The organism is Pseudofrankia inefficax, from assembly GCF_000166135.1.
In the GTDB taxonomy this organism is placed as follows: domain Bacteria; phylum Actinomycetota; class Actinomycetes; order Frankiales; family Frankiaceae; genus Pseudofrankia; species Pseudofrankia inefficax.
On record NC_014666.1, the window covers coordinates 251616 to 271423 of the forward strand.

The 19808-nt window shown below is 70.8% G+C and carries 17 protein-coding genes; 5 read left to right on the plus strand and 12 right to left on the minus strand.

Annotated features, from left to right (window positions below):
* The first annotated feature begins 25 nt into the window (after positions 1 to 25).
* From FRAEUI1C_RS00945 to FRAEUI1C_RS00960, 4 genes are all read left to right on the plus strand, one after another.
* On the plus strand, positions 26 to 520 hold the full coding sequence (locus FRAEUI1C_RS00945; RefSeq protein WP_013421397.1) for an NUDIX domain-containing protein: 495 nt from the start codon (positions 26 to 28) through the stop codon (positions 518 to 520).
* Positions 517 to 1221: a YdcF family protein gene (locus tag FRAEUI1C_RS00950; protein WP_013421398.1), complete on the plus strand. Its 705-nt coding sequence runs from the start codon at positions 517 to 519 to the stop codon at positions 1219 to 1221. The genes FRAEUI1C_RS00945 and FRAEUI1C_RS00950 overlap by 4 nt, the downstream gene beginning before the upstream one ends.
* A gap of 29 nt (positions 1222 to 1250) precedes the next feature.
* Positions 1251 to 1688 (plus strand): hypothetical protein, encoded by a 438-nt coding sequence (locus FRAEUI1C_RS00955; protein WP_198318687.1) that lies wholly within the window; start codon positions 1251 to 1253, stop codon positions 1686 to 1688.
* 676 nt (positions 1689 to 2364) lie between these two features.
* Complete coding sequence (locus FRAEUI1C_RS00960; RefSeq protein ID WP_013421400.1) at positions 2365 to 3312, plus strand: hypothetical protein; 948 nt, start codon at positions 2365 to 2367, stop codon at positions 3310 to 3312.
* Between the two features lie 60 nt (positions 3313 to 3372).
* Here FRAEUI1C_RS00960 and FRAEUI1C_RS00965 read toward each other — a convergent pair whose 3' ends face one another.
* Together FRAEUI1C_RS00965 and FRAEUI1C_RS00970 are read right to left on the minus strand one after the other, a co-directional pair.
* Entirely contained in the window at positions 3373 to 4284 is a 912-nt protein-coding gene (locus FRAEUI1C_RS00965) for a phosphoribosylaminoimidazolesuccinocarboxamide synthase (protein ID WP_013421401.1), read from the minus strand.
* A 495-nt stretch (positions 4285 to 4779) separates the two neighbouring features.
* Entirely contained in the window at positions 4780 to 6936 is a 2157-nt protein-coding gene (locus tag FRAEUI1C_RS00970) for a DUF4012 domain-containing protein (protein WP_013421402.1), read from the minus strand.
* Between the two features lie 435 nt (positions 6937 to 7371).
* Between FRAEUI1C_RS00970 and rfbA the strand changes: the two genes are divergently transcribed.
* Positions 7372 to 8241 (plus strand): glucose-1-phosphate thymidylyltransferase RfbA, encoded by an 870-nt coding sequence (rfbA, locus tag FRAEUI1C_RS00975; protein ID WP_013421403.1) that lies wholly within the window; start codon positions 7372 to 7374, stop codon positions 8239 to 8241.
* A gap of 117 nt (positions 8242 to 8358) precedes the next feature.
* Here rfbA and FRAEUI1C_RS00980 read toward each other — a convergent pair whose 3' ends face one another.
* The 10 genes from FRAEUI1C_RS00980 to FRAEUI1C_RS01025 all read right to left on the minus strand — a co-directional run bounded on the left by FRAEUI1C_RS00980 (position 8359) and on the right by FRAEUI1C_RS01025 (position 19807).
* Complete coding sequence (locus FRAEUI1C_RS00980) at positions 8359 to 9189, minus strand: WecB/TagA/CpsF family glycosyltransferase (RefSeq protein ID WP_013421404.1); 831 nt, start codon at positions 9187 to 9189, stop codon at positions 8359 to 8361.
* Positions 9190 to 9616: 427 nt separating this feature from the next.
* Entirely contained in the window at positions 9617 to 10720 is a 1104-nt protein-coding gene (gene gmd, locus FRAEUI1C_RS00985; protein WP_497006515.1) for a GDP-mannose 4,6-dehydratase, read from the minus strand.
* Positions 10721 to 10886: 166 nt separating this feature from the next.
* Positions 10887 to 11852 (minus strand): GDP-L-fucose synthase family protein, encoded by a 966-nt coding sequence (locus tag FRAEUI1C_RS00990; protein ID WP_013421406.1) that lies wholly within the window; start codon positions 11850 to 11852, stop codon positions 10887 to 10889.
* Positions 11853 to 12413: 561 nt separating this feature from the next.
* The gene (gene purB, locus FRAEUI1C_RS00995) at positions 12414 to 13721 is read right to left on the minus strand and encodes an adenylosuccinate lyase (RefSeq protein ID WP_013421407.1); all 1308 of its coding nucleotides are present in this window, start codon (positions 13719 to 13721) and stop codon (positions 12414 to 12416) included.
* A complete protein-coding gene (gene purE / locus FRAEUI1C_RS01000) occupies positions 13718 to 14230 on the minus strand; it encodes a 5-(carboxyamino)imidazole ribonucleotide mutase (protein WP_013421408.1) in 513 nt (170 codons plus the stop codon). Before purE ends, purB begins: the two co-directional genes overlap by 4 nt.
* 5 nt (positions 14231 to 14235) lie before the next feature.
* Positions 14236 to 15534, minus strand: a complete 1299-nt coding sequence (gene purD, locus FRAEUI1C_RS01005) for a phosphoribosylamine--glycine ligase (RefSeq protein ID WP_013421409.1) — start codon at positions 15532 to 15534, stop codon at positions 14236 to 14238.
* A gap of 245 nt (positions 15535 to 15779) precedes the next feature.
* Positions 15780 to 16946 (minus strand): hypothetical protein, encoded by a 1167-nt coding sequence (locus tag FRAEUI1C_RS37965; protein ID WP_232425254.1) that lies wholly within the window; start codon positions 16944 to 16946, stop codon positions 15780 to 15782.
* Positions 16947 to 17169: 223 nt separating this feature from the next.
* The gene (locus FRAEUI1C_RS01015; RefSeq protein WP_013421411.1) at positions 17170 to 18453 is read right to left on the minus strand and encodes an adenylosuccinate synthase; all 1284 of its coding nucleotides are present in this window, start codon (positions 18451 to 18453) and stop codon (positions 17170 to 17172) included.
* A gap of 140 nt (positions 18454 to 18593) precedes the next feature.
* Positions 18594 to 19025: a DUF3151 domain-containing protein gene (locus FRAEUI1C_RS01020; RefSeq protein WP_013421412.1), complete on the minus strand. Its 432-nt coding sequence runs from the start codon at positions 19023 to 19025 to the stop codon at positions 18594 to 18596.
* Between the two features lie 29 nt (positions 19026 to 19054).
* Positions 19055 to 19807, minus strand: a complete 753-nt coding sequence (locus tag FRAEUI1C_RS01025; protein ID WP_013421413.1) for a transglycosylase family protein — start codon at positions 19805 to 19807, stop codon at positions 19055 to 19057.
* Position 19808 lies beyond the last annotated feature (1 nt).

Genomic DNA, 19808 nt, shown 5'->3' on the forward strand with positions numbered 1-19808 from the left:
TTCAGACGGAAAGGCCGCGATCCCGGTGGTGTGGAGGGAGTACTCCCAGCAACATCGGGAGGCGGTCGCAGCCGGAGCGCCTGAGGCGAAGCTAGCCAACTCCCTGGTCGTCGGCGGCAGCGCGATCGTCGTCGACGACCAGGGACGCTTTCTGCTCGAACGCCGCCGTGACAACGGCAAGTGGGGCATCCCCGGCGGCGGGATGCAGATCGGCGAGTGGTTCGAGGACTGCGTCGTCCGCGAGATCCACGAGGAGACCGGCCTCGACGTCAGGGTCGACCGGATCGTCGGGGTCTACTCGAACCCAAGCCATGTGATGGTCTACGCGGACGGTGAGCGCCGCCAGGAGTTCACCATCTGCTGCGCCTGCACGATCGTCGGCGGCGAGTTGCGGGCCAGCGAGGAGTCGCTGGACGTCGCGTTCGTCGCGTTCGAGGACCTCGACGCCCTCGACTTCCACGAGAGCGGCCGGCAGCGGATCACCGACTATCTCGCGGGTGGCCCGCCGGTGCTGCGATGACGGACCGGGCGGCGGCCGCCGTCGGCCCGCAGCCGACCGAGCCGGACGAGTCCGGCGAGCCCCCGAAACCTGCCGTGGCCAATGGCGCCACGGCGCCCGCGGTGGAGGACGGCGTCGCGGAGCCAGAGCCGGCGCCCGCGGTGGAGCGAGCCGGGATCTTCCGACGATTCCGCCGCCTGCGGCGCGGCTGGCTCGTTGTCGTCGGGCTCGTTCTCGTCCTGGTCGTGGGTCTCCTGGCCGCCACGCTGCGGCTGTTCGTCTTCCCGAAGGCGGACTCGCTGACGAAGGCCGACGCGATCGTCATGTTCGACGGGATCGGCGGCCGGAAGTACACGACCTTCTGGCTGGCCGGCCACGGCTACGCGCCGGTCGTCGCCGTCTCGACGCAGGACCTGACGTTCTGCCAGAAGTCGCTCCCGACGATCTCCGGTGTCCAGGTGTTCTGTTTCGTGCCCACCCCGGCGACCACCCGCGGCGAGGCCGAGGCGACCGAGCGGCTGGCCACCGAGCACGGCTGGAAAAAGGTGATCGTGGTCACCGGCCGGCCGCAGGAGACGCGGGCCCGGATCCGGGTCGAGCGCTGCTACCAGGGGCAGGTTGAGATCAAGGGCGTCTCGCCCGGCCGAGACAACTGGCCCAAGACGATCGTGTACGAGTGGGGCGCGCTCATCAAGGCGCTTGTCTTCCAGCGGTCCTGCTGACCAGGGACCTGACCGGCGATCCGACGGGCGTGGAAGGCCCCATCCGCCCGGTGATCCCGCCGCAGGCCGGCGTGATCGGCGAATCGCGCCCGTCGCTCGGCCGGTACCCCAGAATGGGCATCGTGGACGCCAACGACGAGACGATCGCCGAACTGCGCCATCTGGTCGCCGTCATCGATGACACGATCGCCCAGCTGGAGCGGGTCCGTCGGCGGGCGGACGAGATCGAGCACCGCCGGGTCGGCGGCGACCTCTACCGGGTGATCGTCGAGGCCGAGGAACGGCCGCTGATCGTCGAGAGCCTCAGCGACGTCCTGGACCGGCTGTCGTCGGCGGCCGGGCGCTTCCGCCGGGCGGAGGCGACCGCGCTGGCCGCCGAGGGCTGGACCCACGAGCGCATCGGACAGTTCTTCGGGGTGACCCGACAGCGGATTGGCATCCTTCTCAGCCGCGAACGGGTTCGTTAGCGGCAGACGTTTTCTCGGCGTTACCGGCGCCCGAACCCTCTCGTAGCGAGAGCCTTTTGGGTGACGCCGGACGCATTCTCCAGGCCTTGATCAAGGTCGACCGCAACGGCCGCGACGCGGATTCCACACGGCCCTTCCGTGCCAGTTAGCTGATCGTCAATCCTGCTTTCCCCGGCCGGCCCGGCCAGGAAGATCCGCTGGTCACAGGTCCGGTGCGCCGGGTCGCACGATGCGCTCATGCCGAACGACCCGCCCGATCGAGGCAGTCGGCTCTATGACACACTTGGAGTCAAACCGTCAAGGCAATACCTATTGCGCCACCGCCCACCCTGGGGCATCCTTGGTCAGAGCACGCATGGGAGCATCGTCGCGACCTGTCTGACAGGCCATGATCCGTGGCCGGGCGGCGGGTCGGTCAGGTGTCACCGCGCCGACGCGGTGAGCGCCTGGACAGGCGTGTAGAAGGGCCTGATGCGCTCCAACATTCTTGAATGCATTCTCACCGTCACTCGTGGCGATGGTGCCGAGGGACGTCCCTGACTCTGGCTGTTCCACGCCGTCGTGCTTCCTCACCGTTCGTCGGCGACGCGAACTGGATCGAAAACCTTGTCGGCTGTGCCGTCCCGGTGGCGGCCGACCGCCCGACCACCAAGGACCGCTACCACCTAGGACAACGATGACGACCGTCTTCACCGATTCCAGAATGCCCGACGAGCGCCGGCGGGAGCGGCTGTACGGCGGCGACCTGTTCGTGACGTCCCCGTCCCCGGCCGTTCAGGCGCTGGTGGACTTCGCCCGCGAGCTCATCGAGGACGCGTTCGCGCCGTACGACCCGGTGGTGGCCCAGCACGAACTGCCCGTCGAGAAGTTCGTGGAGATCTTCGGCCCGCTGAAGCCGAAGTTCATCCACCACCCGAAGACCAAGGGCCTGATCGCCGACGTGGTCAGCGGGCTCGGCTCCGACCTGGACGAGACCTACATCGACGTTCCCCGGCTGCGTGGGGCGACCTCCGACGGGTACCTGACGGCCGGCGTCGGCTACGCGTTCCCGCTGCACCGGGATGTCTGGTGGTCCGCGCCGCTGGCGCAGATCAACTGGTGGCTGCCGATCTACGACTTCGAGTCCGAGTCGTCGATGGCGTTCCACCCGCACTACTGGAGCTCCGGGATCAGCAACGGGTCCGAGGAGTTCAACTACTACGTCTACAACGCGACCGGCCGGGCGCAGGCCGCGCAGCACGTCGCCAAGGACACCCGCAAGCAGCCCGGCCCGCGCGAGCCAGTCCAGGTCGACCCGCAGATCCGGGTCGTGTGCCCGGTCGGCAGCGTCATCGGCTTCTCGGCCGCGCAGATGCACTCGACCGTGCCGAACACCTCCGGCCGCACCCGGTTCAGCATCGACTTCCGCACGGTGAACGTCGCCGACCTGCGGGCCGGTCGCTCGGCGCCGAACGTCGACACCCAGTGCGAGGGCACCAGCCTGCGCGACTTCCGGCGCGGCAGCGACCAGGCTGCGATGCCCGCGGAGGTCGTCGCCCAGTACGACAGCGGCGAGATCCCCGAGGGCGCCGTCCTGGTGTTCGACCCGAACGCCGCCAAGGCCCCCGCCGACTCGATGGCCTAGCCTGCCGCAAATGCCGACGGCCCGGTTCCCCTCGGGGAGCCGGGCCGTCGTGCGTCCTGCTTAGGAAGTAGCCAGGTAGTCGGCGAAGGAGATGCCGGTGAGGCGTTCGTAGGCTTCGACGTAGCGGGACCGGGTCGAGAAGACGATGTCATCCGGCAGCTCGGGCGCCGGGGAGACCTTGTCCCAGCCCGTGTTGACCAGGTAGTCGCGGATGAACTGCTTGTCGTACGAGGGCTGCGCGCCGCCGGGCGCCCAGGAGTCCGCCGGCCAGAAGCGGGACGAGTCGGGGGTGAGGACCTCGTCGCCGAGCCGCAGCACGCCGGCCGGGTCGTGGCCGAACTCGAACTTCGTGTCGGCGAGCAGAATCCCGCGCTCGGCCGCCAGGTCGCTGGCCCGGCCGAAGATCTGCAGGGTGAGCTTCTCCAGCTCGGCGGCGAGATCGTCGCCGATCCGGGTCGCGGCGTCGGCGCGGCTGATGTTCTCGTCGTGCTCGCCGATCGGAGCCTTCGTCGACGGGGTGTAGATCGGGTGCGGCAGCTTCGAGCCGTCGACCAGGCCCTCCGGCAGGGTGTGACCGCTGACGGCGCCGGTGCGCACGTAGTCCTTGAGACCGCTTCCGGTCAGGTAGCCCCGGGCGACGCACTCGACGAGAGCCATGTCGAGGCGGTGGCACAGCATGGAGCGGCCACGCAGCTGCTCGGCGTACGGCTGGAGCTCGTCGGGGTACTCGTCGACGTTCGAGCTGATGACATGGGACGGCACGAGATCGGCGAGCTGGTCGAACCACCACAGCGACAGGCCGGTGAGCACCGCGCCCTTGTCGGGGATTTCGGTCGGAAGGATCACGTCGAACGCCGAGATCCGGTCGCTGGCGACCAGGAGCACGGCGTCGTCGCCGACCGCGAACAGCTCGCGGACCTTGCCGGAGCCAAGGTGGGTGAGTCCGGCGAACTCCACATGGGTGAGCGGCATGGTCCCGACCGTACCGGCTCGCGCGCCCCCTGAGCACGTCACAGAGACCAACGCCGCGCGTCCGACCCAGGCCGACCACGCGGAGATCGTCCGTTCCGCGGAGCGCGGAGGTCTCCCGCACGGCGGGACGCGAAGGTCACCCGTTCCGCGGAACGCGGAGATCAACCGCACGGTGGAGCGCGGAGGTCTGGCGTTCCGCGGAACGCCTCGGGCGCCGGGGCGCTCTCGGCGATCGCTCGTGACGGGCGGGAGGCCGTCGGAGAAACGGCGGTCGTGGGGCGCCGGACCGCGATTGGGCGGAAGACGATCCGGCCGCGTCGCATCGCGGCTGGCCGTTCCGGCCGAGGACCGGCCGTTCCGGCCGAGGACCGGCTGGGCCGCGCGGTGGCCGGCCGGACTGGCCGAGCCCACAGGGGCCGGCGGTTCCGGCTGAGGCGCACGGTCTCCGGCCGAGGACCGCCGTGGGACCGTCGGTGTCCGGTCGATGGGGCCTTACTAGCCGGCCGGGCAGGCGGCGGCCTTGATCGTGGTCTGTTGTGGGCGGGCCATCGGCTGCGCCGGAACGATGGGCTTCGCCGAGGTGGCCGGTTCGTCGGTGTTGACGGTGATGGTCAACGGCTGGCCGGGGGTCGGGAAGACCCACATCTGGATTCTCGGGTGGCCGAGCTCCGTGCCGCGGGTGAAGTTGACGGCCTTCCCGTTGACCATGACGTTCACCAGCTTCGCGCCGTCGGTCAGATAGACCGACAGCTGCAGCGCCTCCTGGCCCCGCGGATAGGAGCCGGGGGGAGCGTCGATCCGCTGCCAGACGAACCGTGGCAGGCCAGCCGGGGCCAGGTTCGTCAGGCCGATCTGGATCTGCCCGGGTCGCCGGCCGGCGGTGCAGGAACCGAGGGTGTAGCTGACGTTGCGCTGCAGGTAGTACTCCAGCTTCGCACCGGAGACGTTGTTGAGGACGACGCCGGCGTACGGCGCGGTTCCCTGGTACACCTCGCCGGTCAGCCCGCCCTTGCGCAGGATGGTCATCTCGGACGCGATCGGCGTCCAGATCTGCAGGTGACCGCCCTTGGCCGCGGTGTTCAGCTCGGTCACCAGCGGCTTCGGCTTGACGTCGCTGCTCAGTGCCGTGTGGAACGCGGTGTCGGCGACCTCCTTCAGGAAGTCCTTCCGGGCGGACCGCTCGTCGGAGTTGGTCGTGTCGTCGTGGAAGTCGGCGTAGGCGTCGACCTCGACCAGCTTGGCGACGGAGTCGCCGTCGACCTTCTGCCCGCTGGAGAGCGTGATCGGCCCGGTCGCCCGTACGAGGTCGGCGAGCATCTCCGGGTCGACGCCGATGACGCCGTCGATGTGCGTGCCGGTCTGGCGCTCATACATCGTCGCCCAGGTCTGGCCGGCGTACGGGAAGTTCGGGCTGGAGTTGCCGTTGGACCACAGCGCGCCGGGAAAGAGGGTGCCGTAGTTGGCGTTGTACTCGGGCCCGAAGTCGACCACGGGCACCTTGAAGTTCTTCAGCTCGTCGTTCGAGCCGGTGTGCACCAGGTTGATCTTGCCGTGGTCCGCGGTCAGGATGCCGTAGACGCCGAGCAGGCCGCCGGTCGCCTTGATCTCCGCGTTGTTCTGGAACGCCAGGAAGTACGTTCGCGGGCCGTTGGCGCCGAGCATCTCCGGGCCGACGGTGAGCGCGTCGGCCATGCCGGACAGCAGCTTGTCCAGCTTGGCGATCTTGGTAACGGCCTGGGTACGGGCGGTCGCGACCGGGCCGACGAGGTGGTCCGACGGCAGGCTCTGCATCCGCTTGTCGACCGTGGCGACGCCGGCGGCGGCGCGCAGCAGGGTCGGGCGGTCCTTCACCAGGGTCGGCACGTCGATCGTGCTGTCCTTGATCAGACTGTCCGGGCTGATCGTGTCCGAGACCGAGACCATGTCGGTCAGCGGGCCGTCCGCGAGGTCGGCGAGCGATAACACCAACTGGCGAGAGGTCCTGAGGTTCGGCCCGGCGAACGGGATGTAGGACGCGGCCCACCAGACCGGCCCGGCCGAGTGCGAGCGGGCGGCGTGGGCGGAGTCGATGACGCGCGAGAGCCGGGCCTTGGCGGCCGGGATGTCGCCGGACGTCGCGGCGTCCTGCACGGCGGTGAGGTCGTTGGACGTGCTGGCCAGGTCGGACTTCACCTTCAGCACCTGGTAGGCCAGCACGGCCCCACACGCGATCAGCAGCACGGCGATGCCACCGACCACCAGGGGCCAGCGACGGCGGGACCCCGGCCGGCGGCGCCGCGCGCCGCCGATCCGCCGGCCTCCCAGGCCTTCTGGGTCATCCGGCCCGGCCGGGCCCGTAGCGCCGTCAACGGCCGCCCCGCCGCGCCTGGAGCCCGACGGCTTCCAGCCGCTGTCCGACTCCCCGGATGGCGTCTGGGGGCCGTCCGTGACCGCGTCCGGCGCGGTCACGCCAGCAGCCCCGAAACCCGCGGTGGTGGCCTCCTGGCCCGTGACGGCGCGGCCGCGGGCGGTGTGCCGGCGACTCCCGGTACGCCGGATCACCGTCGTGGTCGACGGGTCCGCCGCGCTGGCCAGGCTGACCTGCGGCTTCACCCACCGCCGTGGCCCGTTCGGGTCCTCGGTCGGTGGGTCGGGGAACTCTCTGGCGTCCATTCGAGACCTCGGGGCTAGCCGTACGCGGCGCTGGCCGGGGATGCGGCCCGCGCTGGCCTGCCCGCTCCAGACACGATCATTTTCCCCCGATCTTCCCGAAGCCGGCAGGTGCACCCATGTTGGCACATGTGGGCAGGTGGTAAGCCCGCGGCGGACTCCTGTCGGCACCGCCGGTGCCCGCGACGTCACGGGGTGGTCGGGCCACCTGCACGCCTTCGGCCGTTGATTCACCTGTGTGCCCTGGGAGTTGGCAGGGAGAGGCAGGTTGGGGTGGTGGAATGGCCCGTGAGCGCCGGTCGGTACCCGTGGCCGCCGGGGTGTCCGTCCGGGCGGCGCGCGCCTTGCGAGGGCATCCCGCGCCGCTGTCGACAGGTCGGGACGAAGGCCGTCGAAACGATCCAACGGCAGCAGAGTGGACACGGCTAGGCTGGGCCCGTGAAGGGCATCATTCTTGCCGGTGGAACAGGTTCGCGGCTGTATCCGATCACCCGGGCGGTGTCGAAACAGCTGATGCCGGTCTACGACAAGCCGATGATCTACTACCCTCTTTCCACCCTGATGGCCGCCGGTATCCGGGAAATTCTGGTCATCACGACGCCAGCCGACCAGGCGCAGTTCCAACGCCTGCTGGGGGACGGCAGCTGGCTGGGCTGCCGCTTCGAGTACGCGGTGCAGGCCGAGCCGCGGGGGCTCGCGGAGGCCTTCATCGTCGGCGCGGACTTCGTCGGCACCGACAAGGTCTGCCTCATCCTCGGTGACAACATCTTCTACGGGGTCGGGTTGGGCGAGCAGCTCAAGGGCTACACCGACCCGGTGGGCGGCATCGTCTTCGCCTACCACGTCTCGGACCCGGAGCGGTACGGCGTCGTCGAGTTCGACGTCGACCGGCGCGCCGTCTCGATCGAGGAGAAACCGGCGAAGCCGAAGTCGAGCTTCGCCGTGACCGGGCTGTACTTCTACGACAACGACGTGCTGGAGATCGCGGCCCAGACGCAGCCGAGCGCCCGAGGCGAGCTGGAGATCACCGCCGTCAACCAGGCGTATCTCGACCGCGGCCGGCTGGGCGTGCACCTGCTGGACCGCGGCACGGCGTGGCTGGATACCGGGACGTTCAACTCACTGATGCAGGCGGCCCAGTTCGTCCAGGTGATCGAGGAGCGGCAGGGCCTGAAGATCGGCTGTGTCGAGGAGGTCGCCTGGCGAGAGGGCTTCATCACCGACGCCCAACTCGCCGAGCTGCTGCGACCGCTCTCCAAGAGCGGCTACGGCACCTACCTCGAAGGCCTGCTCAACGACGACGCCTAGCGCCCGAACGGCCCTCGTCGCGCGCCGTCGCACCTAGATCGTCGTTTTGGCCCGCTGGCGGTTGTGATCTGACGTCGATCGCGACCGCGGAGGGCCAAAACGACGATCAGGTCGTCTTCAGTGGCCGCGGTTGCGGAGGACCGAGAGGATGAACTGCGGGTTGCCGACGAGGTAGCGCTTCCAGAGCCGCTTGGGCTCGCTCACCAGCCGGAAGATCCACTCGACGCCGTAGTCGCCCATCCAGCGCGGGGCCCGCGGCTTCAGGCCGGCCAGGAAGTCGAAGGCCGCGCCGACCGCGAGGAACACCGCGGGAATCTCGGCGGCGAGCCGCTCGACCTCCCAGTCCTGCTTGGGCGTGCCAAGCCCGACCCAGACCAGGTCCGCGCCGGACGCGATGATCCGCAGCCGCTGCTCGGCCCGCTCGTCGGGGGTCAGCTCGCGGAACGGAGGGCTTTCCACTCCGGCGATCTGGACGCCCGGGTAGGCCTTGCGCACCGACCGCTCGAGCGCCTCAAGGACCTCGGGCGTGGAGCCCAGAAAATAGTGCTTCACATCATGATCGCGGCCGGCGGACAGCACCGCCTGGAACAGGTCCGGGCCGCTGATCTTCTGGCTGTTCGCCTCGGACAGCCGGGTCCGCTGGCGGGTCAGCCGGGCGACCGGCCAACCGTCAGGGAAGTTGAACCGGGCCGTGTTGAGAGTGCTCTTCAACCTGGCGTCGCGGTCCGCCAGCGCGAGGGTGTACGCGTTGCAGAGGTGGATCGCCGAGCCGGCGTCGGTAACGGGCGCCTCGTCGTCGCCCTTGGCCGGAATACCGATGACCGCGGCGACCGCGTCCTCAAACGAGCAGGCCGTGATACGTACGCCGCAGCAGCTGGCTTCCCGGATCACGGGGGCGGAGCGACGCGTGCCGGTCGCCGTCCTCGGCTCGGTGCCCCCTTCCAGCACAGCGACACTCCTTACTCGTTGCCCCCGTGACATGGCACCCGTCATAAATATCAGGCGGCGCGGCTCACACACACCGACACCAACAAAGGACCAGTGACCTCACAGGAAACGCATAGCCCAAAAGGATCGTGACGGATGCGGCACTTTCGCCTGCTGTGCCTGCCGCCGGTCGGCCGTGCTTGCTGTGCTGGCTACAAGCTGTCCGACGTCGATTTGGGGCGATTCCCGGTCAGTCGCGCACTTCGTACCAGGATAACAGTGTGGTCGAGGGGCACCAACACCCGCCGGCCGGCCCGACGGGCTGGCCGGAGGTGTACGTCGGTTGGCGACTCGGTGGGTGCCTAAGGTGAGTTCGCTGGCCGCCCGTGGGACCTCGATGGGACGCTACGTGACGGCCGACTCACCCAATAACAATTGGTCCGCAGTCCTACCGGTCGACGCGCACGAGTCGACCCGACCGCTCGTCCTCGAGCAGCTGGATGTCTCCGTCAACCATGATCTGTACGAGTTCTTCGAAGTTCACCTCGGGCTTCCACCCCAGGTTGGTCCTGATCTTGCTGGCGTCACCCATCAGCGCGTCGACCTCGGCCGGGCGGGTGTACTTCGGATCAAACCGAACGTAGTCCTCCCAGTTCAGCCCGACGTGGCCGAACGCGACCTGGCAGAACTCCCTGACCGAATACGTGGTGCCGGTCGCGACCACGTAGTCGTCCGGCTCCGGCGCCTGCAGCATCATCCACATCGCATTGACGTACTCGGGCGCGTACCCCCAGTCGCGGGTCGCGTCGAGATTGCCGAGGTACAGCTCCTTCTGGAGCCCAGCCTGAATGCGCGCGACCGCACGAGTGATCTTCCGCGTGACGAACGTCTCGCCGCGGCGGGGGCTTTCGTGGTTGAACAGGATTCCGTTCGAGACGTACATCCCGTACGACTCGCGGTGGTTGACCGCCGACCAGTACGCGTAGACCTTGGCGCAGGCATACGGGCTGCGCGGGTGGAACGGCGTCTCCTCGTTCTGGGGCGGCGGCGTCGAGCCGAACATCTCCGACGAGGACGCCTGGTACACGCGGATGTCCAGGTTGCTCGCGCGAACCGCTTCCAGGATCCGCAGCGCACCCACACCGGTCACGTTCGCGGTGTAGAGCGGTGTGTCATAGGAGACCCGCACGTGACTCTGCGCGCCGAGGTTGTACACCTCGCTCGGCCCGGTCTCCCGGAGAATGTTCACCAGGCTCAGGCCGTCGTCGAGGTCCGCGTGGTGCAGCACCAGCTTGCGCCCGTCTTCGTGCGGGTCCTGGTACAGGTGATCGATACGCGCGGTGTTGAAGCTGGACGAGCGGCGGACGAGGCCGTGGACCTCGTAACCCTTCTGCAACAAAAGCTCGCAGAGGTAGGAGCCATCCTGCCCCGTGACGCCCGTAACAAGCGCGACTTTAGTCATGTCGTCCCCGATCAAACGGCTTCTGAAAACAATAGCACCGGTGTCGCCGCTGACCTCGGGCTGGCGGGCGGGATGGTCATGCTCGCCCAATGAAGGGTCCCGGCCCGCCCATAATCAACACCGAACGCGCGATAGCCCCGACAGTGGCTGCGCCCACGGAGACTCGCGCCCCGTGAGCCCGCGGCCGGCCGGGTGTCGGCCGCCGCCGGCCTGGACCGAGGCTGGGCGCGCGCCATGTGACGTGGTTCTCGCCCTGCTACGCGTCCACGGTCACACGACCGCGGGCGACCTGCCCGGAGCTCTTCCACCACGCGAACGTCGACTCGATTCCGTCACGCAGCGAGATGCTCGGCTTCCAGCCCAGCCCCTCCAGCTTGCTGACGTCCAGCAGCTTGCGCGGGGTGCCGTCCGGCTTCGCCGGGTCGAAATTGATCGTGCCGGTGAAACCGACGACGTCGGCGACCAGCTCAGCCAGTTCCCGAATCGTGACGTCCGTGCCCGTCCCAACATTGATCGGAGCCGGGTCGTCGTACTTTTCGAGAATCGTGGCGCAGGCGTCGGCGAGGTCGTCGACGTGGATGAACTCCCGGCGCGGAGTACCCGAACCCCACAGGGTCACCTCGCTGTCTCCCCGTTCGGTCGCGAGATGGAAACGGTGGATGAGCGCCGGCAGCACGTGGGAGGTTTCAAGGTCGAAGTTGTCGCCCGGCCCATAGACGTTCGTCGGCATGGCGGACACGTAATGCGCGCCGTATTCCCGACGGTAGGACTGGATCTGCGTGATCCCGGCGATCTTCGCGATGGCGTACGCCTCGTTGGTCGGCTCGAGCGGGCCGGTCAGCAGTGCGTCCTCCGTGATCGGCTGAGCCGCGAACTTCGGGTAGATGCAGCTGGAGCCGAGGAAGAGCAGCTTCTCGGTGCCCGCGCGCCAGGCCGACGAGATGACATTCAGCTGGATGTGCAGGTTGTTCTCGAGGAACTCGACCGGCTGGGTCGCGTTGGCCATGATTCCGCCGACCTTGGCGGCCGCCAGAACAACCGCCCCGGGGCGCACCTCGTCGAAGAACCGGGAGACCGCGACCGTGTCGGTCAGATCGAGCTCTTCCCGGCCGCGGGTGATCACGTCGATCCCGGCGCCGCGCAGCCGTCGGGTGATCGCGCTGCCGACCAGCCCCCGGTGCCCCGCGACGAAGACCGACCCTTGGTCAAGTAGTCCCGACAAGATGATGTCTCCCCCACTGGACGCGGCGGCCGAGGTGGCAATAGATCCGGCTGTGTCAATCGGGCCAAGTACGGACCTCGTGGATGCAGGCCAAGTACGGGCCTCATGGTCGCACACGGGTGCGAGTGCGAACGAGGGGGGATCGTACAGGACTAACGGTCACTCCTCGTGCGCGTTGCGCGTCCGCAAGCGTGGAGATTCGCCCCGGCTACTACTGCGTTGTCGAACCGTCCGCGGACCATTGTCGATTGATGGATCGTCTTCGACTCATAACGCGACGGACCGTGACAACGCGAGCGCTCTCCGACGTTGTTCGGAGCGGGCGGTCGCGATCCACCCGTCGGCCGCGCGAAGCCGACGGATCGGTCACGATTCCGGAGCTGCCAGACACGCCGGCGCCGGGCACGTCCGTGCCGACGGCGCCAAAGTGTCCCGAGTTTGACGCGGATTTCCAGGGGACGCTGTCATCATCCCGACAGCACGTGGCCCGGGGTCGCGCCCCGGCCCCCGCGGCGGTGGCATCGCCATCGGCGTCACGAGGGCCGGCGCGCAGGGAGCGGCTCAGACGAGGGCGGCCAGCCGGTCGAAGACCGGAGCGAGTCGCTCGACATACCGCTCCGGCCGGCTCACCTCGTCCAGCCGCGGCTCGTCCAGCGGGAGACCGCGGTCGGCGGCGTGCTTGCGCAACGTCTCCCGGAACGGCACGCCGGTCTGCCAGGTCTCCATCGCGGCCGCCTGGGTCACGGCGTAGGCGTCCTCGCGGGACAACCCGGTCTCGACCAGCTCCAGCAGCACGGCGGACGTGTAGACCAGCCCGCCGGTGGCGTCCAGGTTGGCCCGCATCCGGTCGGCGTCGACGACCAGGCCGGTCACCAGGCGGGTCGTCAGGTTCAGCAGGTAATCGACCCCGATCGAGGCGTCGGGCAGCGCGATGCGCTCGGTCGAGGAATGTGAGATGTCGCGCTCGTGCCAGAGCGGCACGCCTTCGAGGATCGGCACGTACTGCGCCCGGACGATCCTGGCGAGGCCCGCGATCCGCTCCGACATGATCGGGTTCTTCTTGTGGGGCATCGCGGACGAGCCCTTCTGGCCCTTCCCGAACGGCTCGGACAGCTCGCGCATCTCCGTCCGCTGGCCGTGCCGGACCTCCAGCGCCACCGTCTCGCACAGCGTCGCGAGCCCGGCGAGCGCCGCGACCCAGCTGGCGACCCCGTCGCGCAGCACGACCTGGGTGGCGACCGGGGCCGCGGTCAGGCCGAGCTTCTCGGCGACGTACTGCTCGACGTCCGGCTCGATGTTCGAGTAGGTGCCGACCGCGCCGGAGATCTTGGCGATGGCGATGTCGGTACGCGCCGCGCGCAGCCGGTCCCGGCACCGCGCCATGCCGAACGCGAGGTCCGCGACCCGGTGGCCGAACACGGTCGGCTCGCCGTGGATGCCGTGCGTGCGCCCGACCCGCAGCGTCGTCCGGTGGGCCAGGCCCAGGTCGCGCAGCGCGGCGACGAGCCTGTCCGCCTTGGCCAGCACGATGTCGGTCGCCTCGACGAGCTGGCAGGCCAGGGCCGTGTCGAGCAGGTCCGAGGACGTCATGCCGAAGTGCACGTAGGCGGCCGCGGAACGCGGCTCGGTCTGGTCGGCCCAGGCGGTGAGGAACGCGATCACGTCGTGCTGGGTGACGGCCTCGATCTCGGCGACGGCGGCCGGCGTCGGCGCGGGCGCCCGGCGGACCGGCTCCACCGAGTCCGCCGGAACCCGCCCGGCGGCGGCGTGCGCCTCCAGGACCAGGACCTCGACCTCGCACCACAGCTCGTACTTGTGTGCCTCCGACCAGACCCGGCCTATCTCCGGGAGGGTGTACCGCTCGATCACGCGGAGGCCCCGGCGCGGGCGAGGCCGTCGGCCGCGGCCTTCTCGAAGTCGTCCTTGTAGGTGGCGAGCTTCGCGGCCAGGTCCGGGTCGGAGACGGCCAGGATCTGGACGGCGAGCACCGCCGCGTTGGTGGCGTTGTTCAGCCCGACGGTGGCCACGGCGACGCCCGGCGGCATCTGCGCGATGGCGAGCAGCGAGTCCATCCCGTCCAGGGCGCCGCCGGAGATCGGGACGCCGATGACCGGCAGCGTGGTGAGCGCGGCGACGGTGCCCGGCAGGGCCGCGGCGAGCCCCGCGCCGGCGATGACCACGGCGACGCCCCGGTCGCGCAGCCCGTCCACCCAGTCGGCCAGAGTGCGCGGCGCGCGGTGCGCGGAGAGCACCGCCTCCTCGAACTCGACGCCGAACCGGCCGAGGGTCGCGCCGGCCTTGCTCATGGTCGCCGCGTCGGACGCGGAGCCGTAGACGACCGCGACCTTGGGCCGGCTGGGGGTGCTGGTGGGGGACATGCTGTTCACTTCTCCTCGTCGTCGGGGAGCTGGGCCGGACCGGCCCGGCGGACGTCCGCCGCGTGCCGCAGCCGGGCGGGGTCGCCGATGTCGGTCCGGTACTGGGCACCGGGCAGCGAGATCCGACTAATGGCCTCGTAGGCCGATCCTCGCGCGGACTCCAGGTTGGAACCGATCGCCGTGACGGACAACACCCGCCCGCCCGCGGAGACGACGGTTCCCTCGTCATCCCGCCTGGTGCCGGCGTGCAGGACGTCGACGCCCGCCAGCTTCCCCGCGGCGGCCAGCCCGCGGATGGGGTCGCCCAGCCGGGGCGCTCCCGGGTAGCCGGCGGCGGCCATCACAACGGTGATCGCGGCTCCGGAGCGCCACACCGGCGCGCGCCGGCCGGTCAGCACGTCGGTCAGCGGGGTGGTCAGCAGCGCGAGGATCGCCTGGGTCTCGGGGTCGCCGAACCGGACGTTGAACTCCACCACCCGGGGCCCGTGCGCCGTCAGCGCGAGACCCGCGTACAGCAGGCCGGTGAACGGGGTGCCCCGCCGGGCCAGCTCGGCGACCGTGGGGCGGATCACCGTCGCGACGATGTCCGCGGACAGGCCGCGCGACGCCCACGGCAGCGGGGTGTAGGCGCCCATCCCGCCGGTGTTCGGCCCGGTGTCGCCGTCGCCGATCCGCTTGTGGTCCTGCGCCGGCAGCAGCGGGAGCACCGTGCCGTCCTCGGCGACGACCGCGAACAGGGAGACCTCCGGGCCGTCGAGGTACTCCTCTAGCACCACCCGGTCGTCCGGCCCGCGCAGGCAGCCGCGCACGGCGGCGACCGCGGCGTCCCGGTCGTCGGTGACCGTGACGCCCTTGCCCGCGGCGAGACCGTCGTACTTGACCACGTAGGGCGGGCCGAACGCGTCCAGGTCAGCGAGCGCCGGCTCCACCTCGTTGTGGTCGCGGGCCGCGGCCGTCGGGACGCCGGCCGCGCGCATCACGTCCTTGGCGAAGGCCTTGCTGCCCTCCAGCCGCGCCGCGGCACCCGACGGCCCGAAGACCGGCAGCCCGCGGGCACGCAGCTCGTCGGCTACGCCGGCGACCAGCGGGACCTCGGGCCCGACGATGGTCAGCTCGGCGCGGACCTCCTCGGCGAGCGCGGCGACGGCGTCCGGGTCGGCGACGTCCAGGGACCGGGGCTCGGCGATGTCCGCGGTGCCCGCGTTACCAGGGGCGCAGACGATCGAGCCGACCCGCGGGTCACGGGTCAGCGCGCGGCACAGCGCGTGCTCCCGCCCGCCCGAGCCGACGACGAGAACCTTCATGCCCACGCCGTCACCCCGTCACGGCCGGACCCCGGCCGCCGGCCGGGAGGTCGCGGGCTGCCCTGGGCGTCGTGGCGCGTCATCGGTCCGTCGGTCCTTTGCCTGTCGCGGTGTCCCGGGGATGGGTGGGCCCGGGTTCCGTCGACGAGCGAGGCCCGGCCCGGCCGCACCTTACCCGCCCGGGCCACCAGCCATGCCGCAAAGACCAGCCATGCGGCAAAGGCGGTCGCTCTCGACGTACCGCGTCAGAGTCCCACGCCCGCCCGCCACAGCAGGCGGGCCATGCCGTCCACGAGATGCAGGGCGCACCGGCGGGCGTCGACCTCCGCCATGCCCTCGACGATCGACGGGGCGTCCACCGGCCAGACCCGGACCTGCCGGCCGAGACCGTCCAGCGGTGCCGGGTCCTCCCGCCCCTCGAAGGTCCGGCCGCCGGGCTCGACGAACAGGTGCAGCGACCGGCCGGCCGACGGGAAGCTCTCGCACCGCCAGTACAGCAGCGGCCAGGCCGTGAGCTGGTTCCGGCCGTGCCAGCGGGCCGGAGCCGGGCCGCCGCCGGCGGAGTCCCGGCCGCCGCGGCGGGACCGGCTCGGCGGGTCGCCGTCGGCGCGTCCCCGGCGGCCGGCCCGGTCAGGGCCGGTCCGGTGCGCCTGGTCGCCTTCGGCGCCTCGCCGGCCGAGGGGACGAGTAGTCGGTCCCTCGGCCAGGTCCGGCAGGCCGATCCGGGTGGCTCGGACCACGCTGGGCCGGCCGCGGCGCGGCGCGGCGGTCAGCGACGGATCCCCGGGGGGATCCGTCGGCAGCGCCGCGCGAGGGCGCCCCTCGCCGCGGTGACGGGCCAGCCGTGGCACGTCACGCACCACCCGCAACGTCACCGGCGGGACCAGCTCGGCCTCCGCGCACAGCTCCAGGAACGCGGCCAGCTGCGCCTCGACGTGCGCGGCGATCGCCGCCGAACGCTCCCGGCGCAGCGTCTCCACCCGCTGCGCGCTGCGCACCCAGTGGCTGCCCCGCAGCAGGACGTCGGTGAGTGCGTCGGGCAGCGCCTCGCCGCTCGGCGAGAAGCCCACCTTCCAGGCGTCGGCGTCCCGAGCCGGGTCGACGTCCCCAAGTCGGTGCGACCCCCGGGTGGCGCGGTAGTCCCCAGCCGCGGAGCGGCGCCACGTCCGGTCGTCGGCCGCGGCGAGCTCGCCCAGCTGGGCCGGGCCTCGACGGACCACGACCGCGCCCGTGACCGTGTCGCCGGATGCGGCCGGGGGTTCGGCGGCTGGGCCGAACCCGGCGCCGGACGGCGGCCCCAGCTGATCCGGCGCCGGCGCGAAGCTGTCCTCCCGGCGAGCCTCCGGCGGCCCCGGTGGTTCGGCCCGTGGTGCGGACGACTCCTCAAACGGGCGGGCGACCAACCGATCCACCTCCCGGCAACTACGCAACGTGACCAATGAAGCGTCACGCGCAGCAGCCCAACGCGCAAGGCGATCGACCGGAACCGGCGCTTGCGCGCCTTCGGTCGCTCCGCCGTCTCGGGCGCTTTGCGCCCTCGCCAACGTGGATCGAGGCGCACGGGGGAGCTACGGGGGTGGGCTGATCCAGGGTCGGGAGCTGGGTCGCCTTACGTCGTCTGGTCGCCGACTTGGTCTAGAGCAGGTCGCGCAGGACCAGGGTCTGGTCTCGGCCGGGGCCTACGCCGATGGCCGAGATCGGGGCGCCGGACATCTCCTCGAGGGCTCGCACGTAGTCACGCGCCTCCGGCGGGAGCTGATCGAACGACGTCGCCTCGGAGATGTCCTCGTGCCAGCCGGGGAACTCCTCGTAGATCGGCTTGGCGTGGTGGAACTCGGTCTGGGTCATCGGCATCTCGGCCATCCGGGTGCCGCCGACGTCATAGGCCACGCAGACCGGAACCGTGTCGAAGCCGGACAGCACGTCGAGCTTCGTCAGGAACAGGTCGGTCAGGCCGTTGACCCGCACGGCGTACCGGGCGATCACCGCGTCGTACCAGCCGGTGCGCCGGGCGCGGCCGGTGGTGACACCGAACTCGCCGCCGATGCGACGCAGCTCGTCGCCGACCTTGTCGTCCAGCTCGGTCGGGAACGGGCCGGAGCCGACCCGGGTCGTGTACGCCTTGATGATCCCGATCACCCGGCTGATCCTGGTGGGCCCGATGCCCGCGCCGGTGGCCGCGCCGCCGGCGGTCGGGTTCGACGAGGTGACGAACGGGTAGGTGCCGTGGTCGACGTCCAGCAGGGTGCCCTGCGAGCCCTCCAGCAGAACCACCTTGCCGGCCCGCAGCGCGGTGTCGAGGACCAGGCCGGTGTCGGCGATGTGCGGCCCGAGTTGGCTCGCGTAGTCCAGGTACTCGGCGACGACGGCGTCGACCTCGATCTTGCGGCGGTTGTAGACCTTGGCGAGCACCTGGTTCTTCTCGCGCAGCGCCAGCTCCAGCTTCTGGCGCAGGATGCCCGGGTCGAGCAGGTCCTGCACCCGGATGCCGGTACGGGCGACCTTGTCGCCGTAGGCCGGGCCGATGCCGCGGCCCGTCGTGCCGATCCGGGCCTTGCCGAGATAACGCTCAGTGACCCGGTCGAGCGCCCGATGGTGGGGCATGATCAGGTGCGCACTGGCGCTGATCAGCAACCGGGAGGTGTCGATGCCCCGCGCGCGCAGCCCGGCCATCTCGGCCAGCAGCACTCCAGGGTCGATCACAACACCGTTCCCGATCACGGGGACGCAGTCAGGGCGCAGGATTCCGCTGGGGATGAGGTGGAGGGCGTACTTCTCGGCGCCGATGACTACGGTGTGACCCGCATTGTTGCCACCCTGGTAGCGCACGACGTAGTCGACGGCGCCGCCCAGCAGGTCGGTCGCCTTTCCCTTACCCTCGTCGCCCCACTGGGCTCCGATCAGGACAAGCGCAGGCACGTGGCGAGACTCTACTAAGAATCGAGCTGGTCGAGCTCACGCTTCTGATCGCCGCGACGTGCGCCGACGCTCGGACCGCTGTCCCAGACGCACCTGGGACAGCGGAACCGGCCGCCCGAACGGGCCGCGCGAGGCCGGTGTCAGGGTGCGAGCGGGCCGAGCTGGTCCGGTGCGCTCGGGTCGCAGTCGACCAGGAAGGCGCGGATCCGCGTGACCTCCTCGGTCTCGCCGATGGCGTCGGCGGCCCGGCCGAGCGCGGCCAGCGCGCGCAGGAAGCCGCGGTTCGGCTCGTGCGACCAGGGGACCGGCCCGTGCCCGCGCCAACCGGACCGGCGCAGCACGTCCAGCCCGCGGTGGTAGCCGGTGCGGGCGTAGGCGTAGGCCTCGACCGCGCGGCCGCCGTCGAGCGCGCCTTCGGCGAGGGCCGCCCAGGCTGCGCTGGACGCGGGGAACTCGGCCGCGACGTCGACGGCTGCCTTGCCGGCGGCCAGCGCGGTGGCACCGGGCTCGGTCGGCAGCAGCGTCGCCGGTGGCCCACCAAGCAGGTCCGGCCGGCCGGAGGGAGAGGTCATGGGCCAACCGTAGTGGACCCGGGGCTCGGCTAGCCCGTGACGGTCGCGTTCCAGAGGTTCTCGCCGACCACGCCGGGCTGGCCGTCGCTCACCTTGGTGAGGTACGAGTACAGCGCGGCGACACCCTGGGACTGGGCGCCGAACTTGCCGTCGACCGCGAGGGCGAAGCCCTGGTCGTGCATCTGGTTCTGCCAGACGTAGGCGTCGGCGCGGACCTTGTTCGCGTCGGCCGCGGAGATCGTGCCGTGGAAGCCCGAGGACTGGACCTCCGCCTTGGCCTTGTCGAGTGTCATGGCCGGCTCGGCCGGCTGCAGCGCCTGCTGCAGTGAGCCGCCGGAGGCCGACGACGAGACCCCGATCGGGCCGTTGCTGGACAGGCCGAGCTTGCGCGAGCAGGCGGGCCATGGCGACCAGCCGCGCGAGTTGTAGAGGCGGTAGGCCGCCTCGTCCTGCACGGCGGGGGCTGCCTGGTCCGGCCGGCCCGAGTAGCCGAGGCCCTGCCAGGTCCGTACGTCGAACTGGTACGCGCCGTAGAAGCCGTTGCCGGTGTTGATCGAGTAGTTGCCGCCGGACTCGCACTGGCGCAGGCGGGCGAAGTCGTCCGGGGTCGCGGCTCCGGCGGGCATCGCGGTGACCGCGAGGCCGCTGCCGACGAGCGCGGTGACCGCGCCGGTGGTGCGCAGCACCCGGACGGTCGTGGACGGGCCCTGCGGCTGGGCGCGGTGACGGCCCCCGGTTCTGCGCTCGGCGGGCCGGAGTTGGCCCGTCTGCTCAGACGGCATG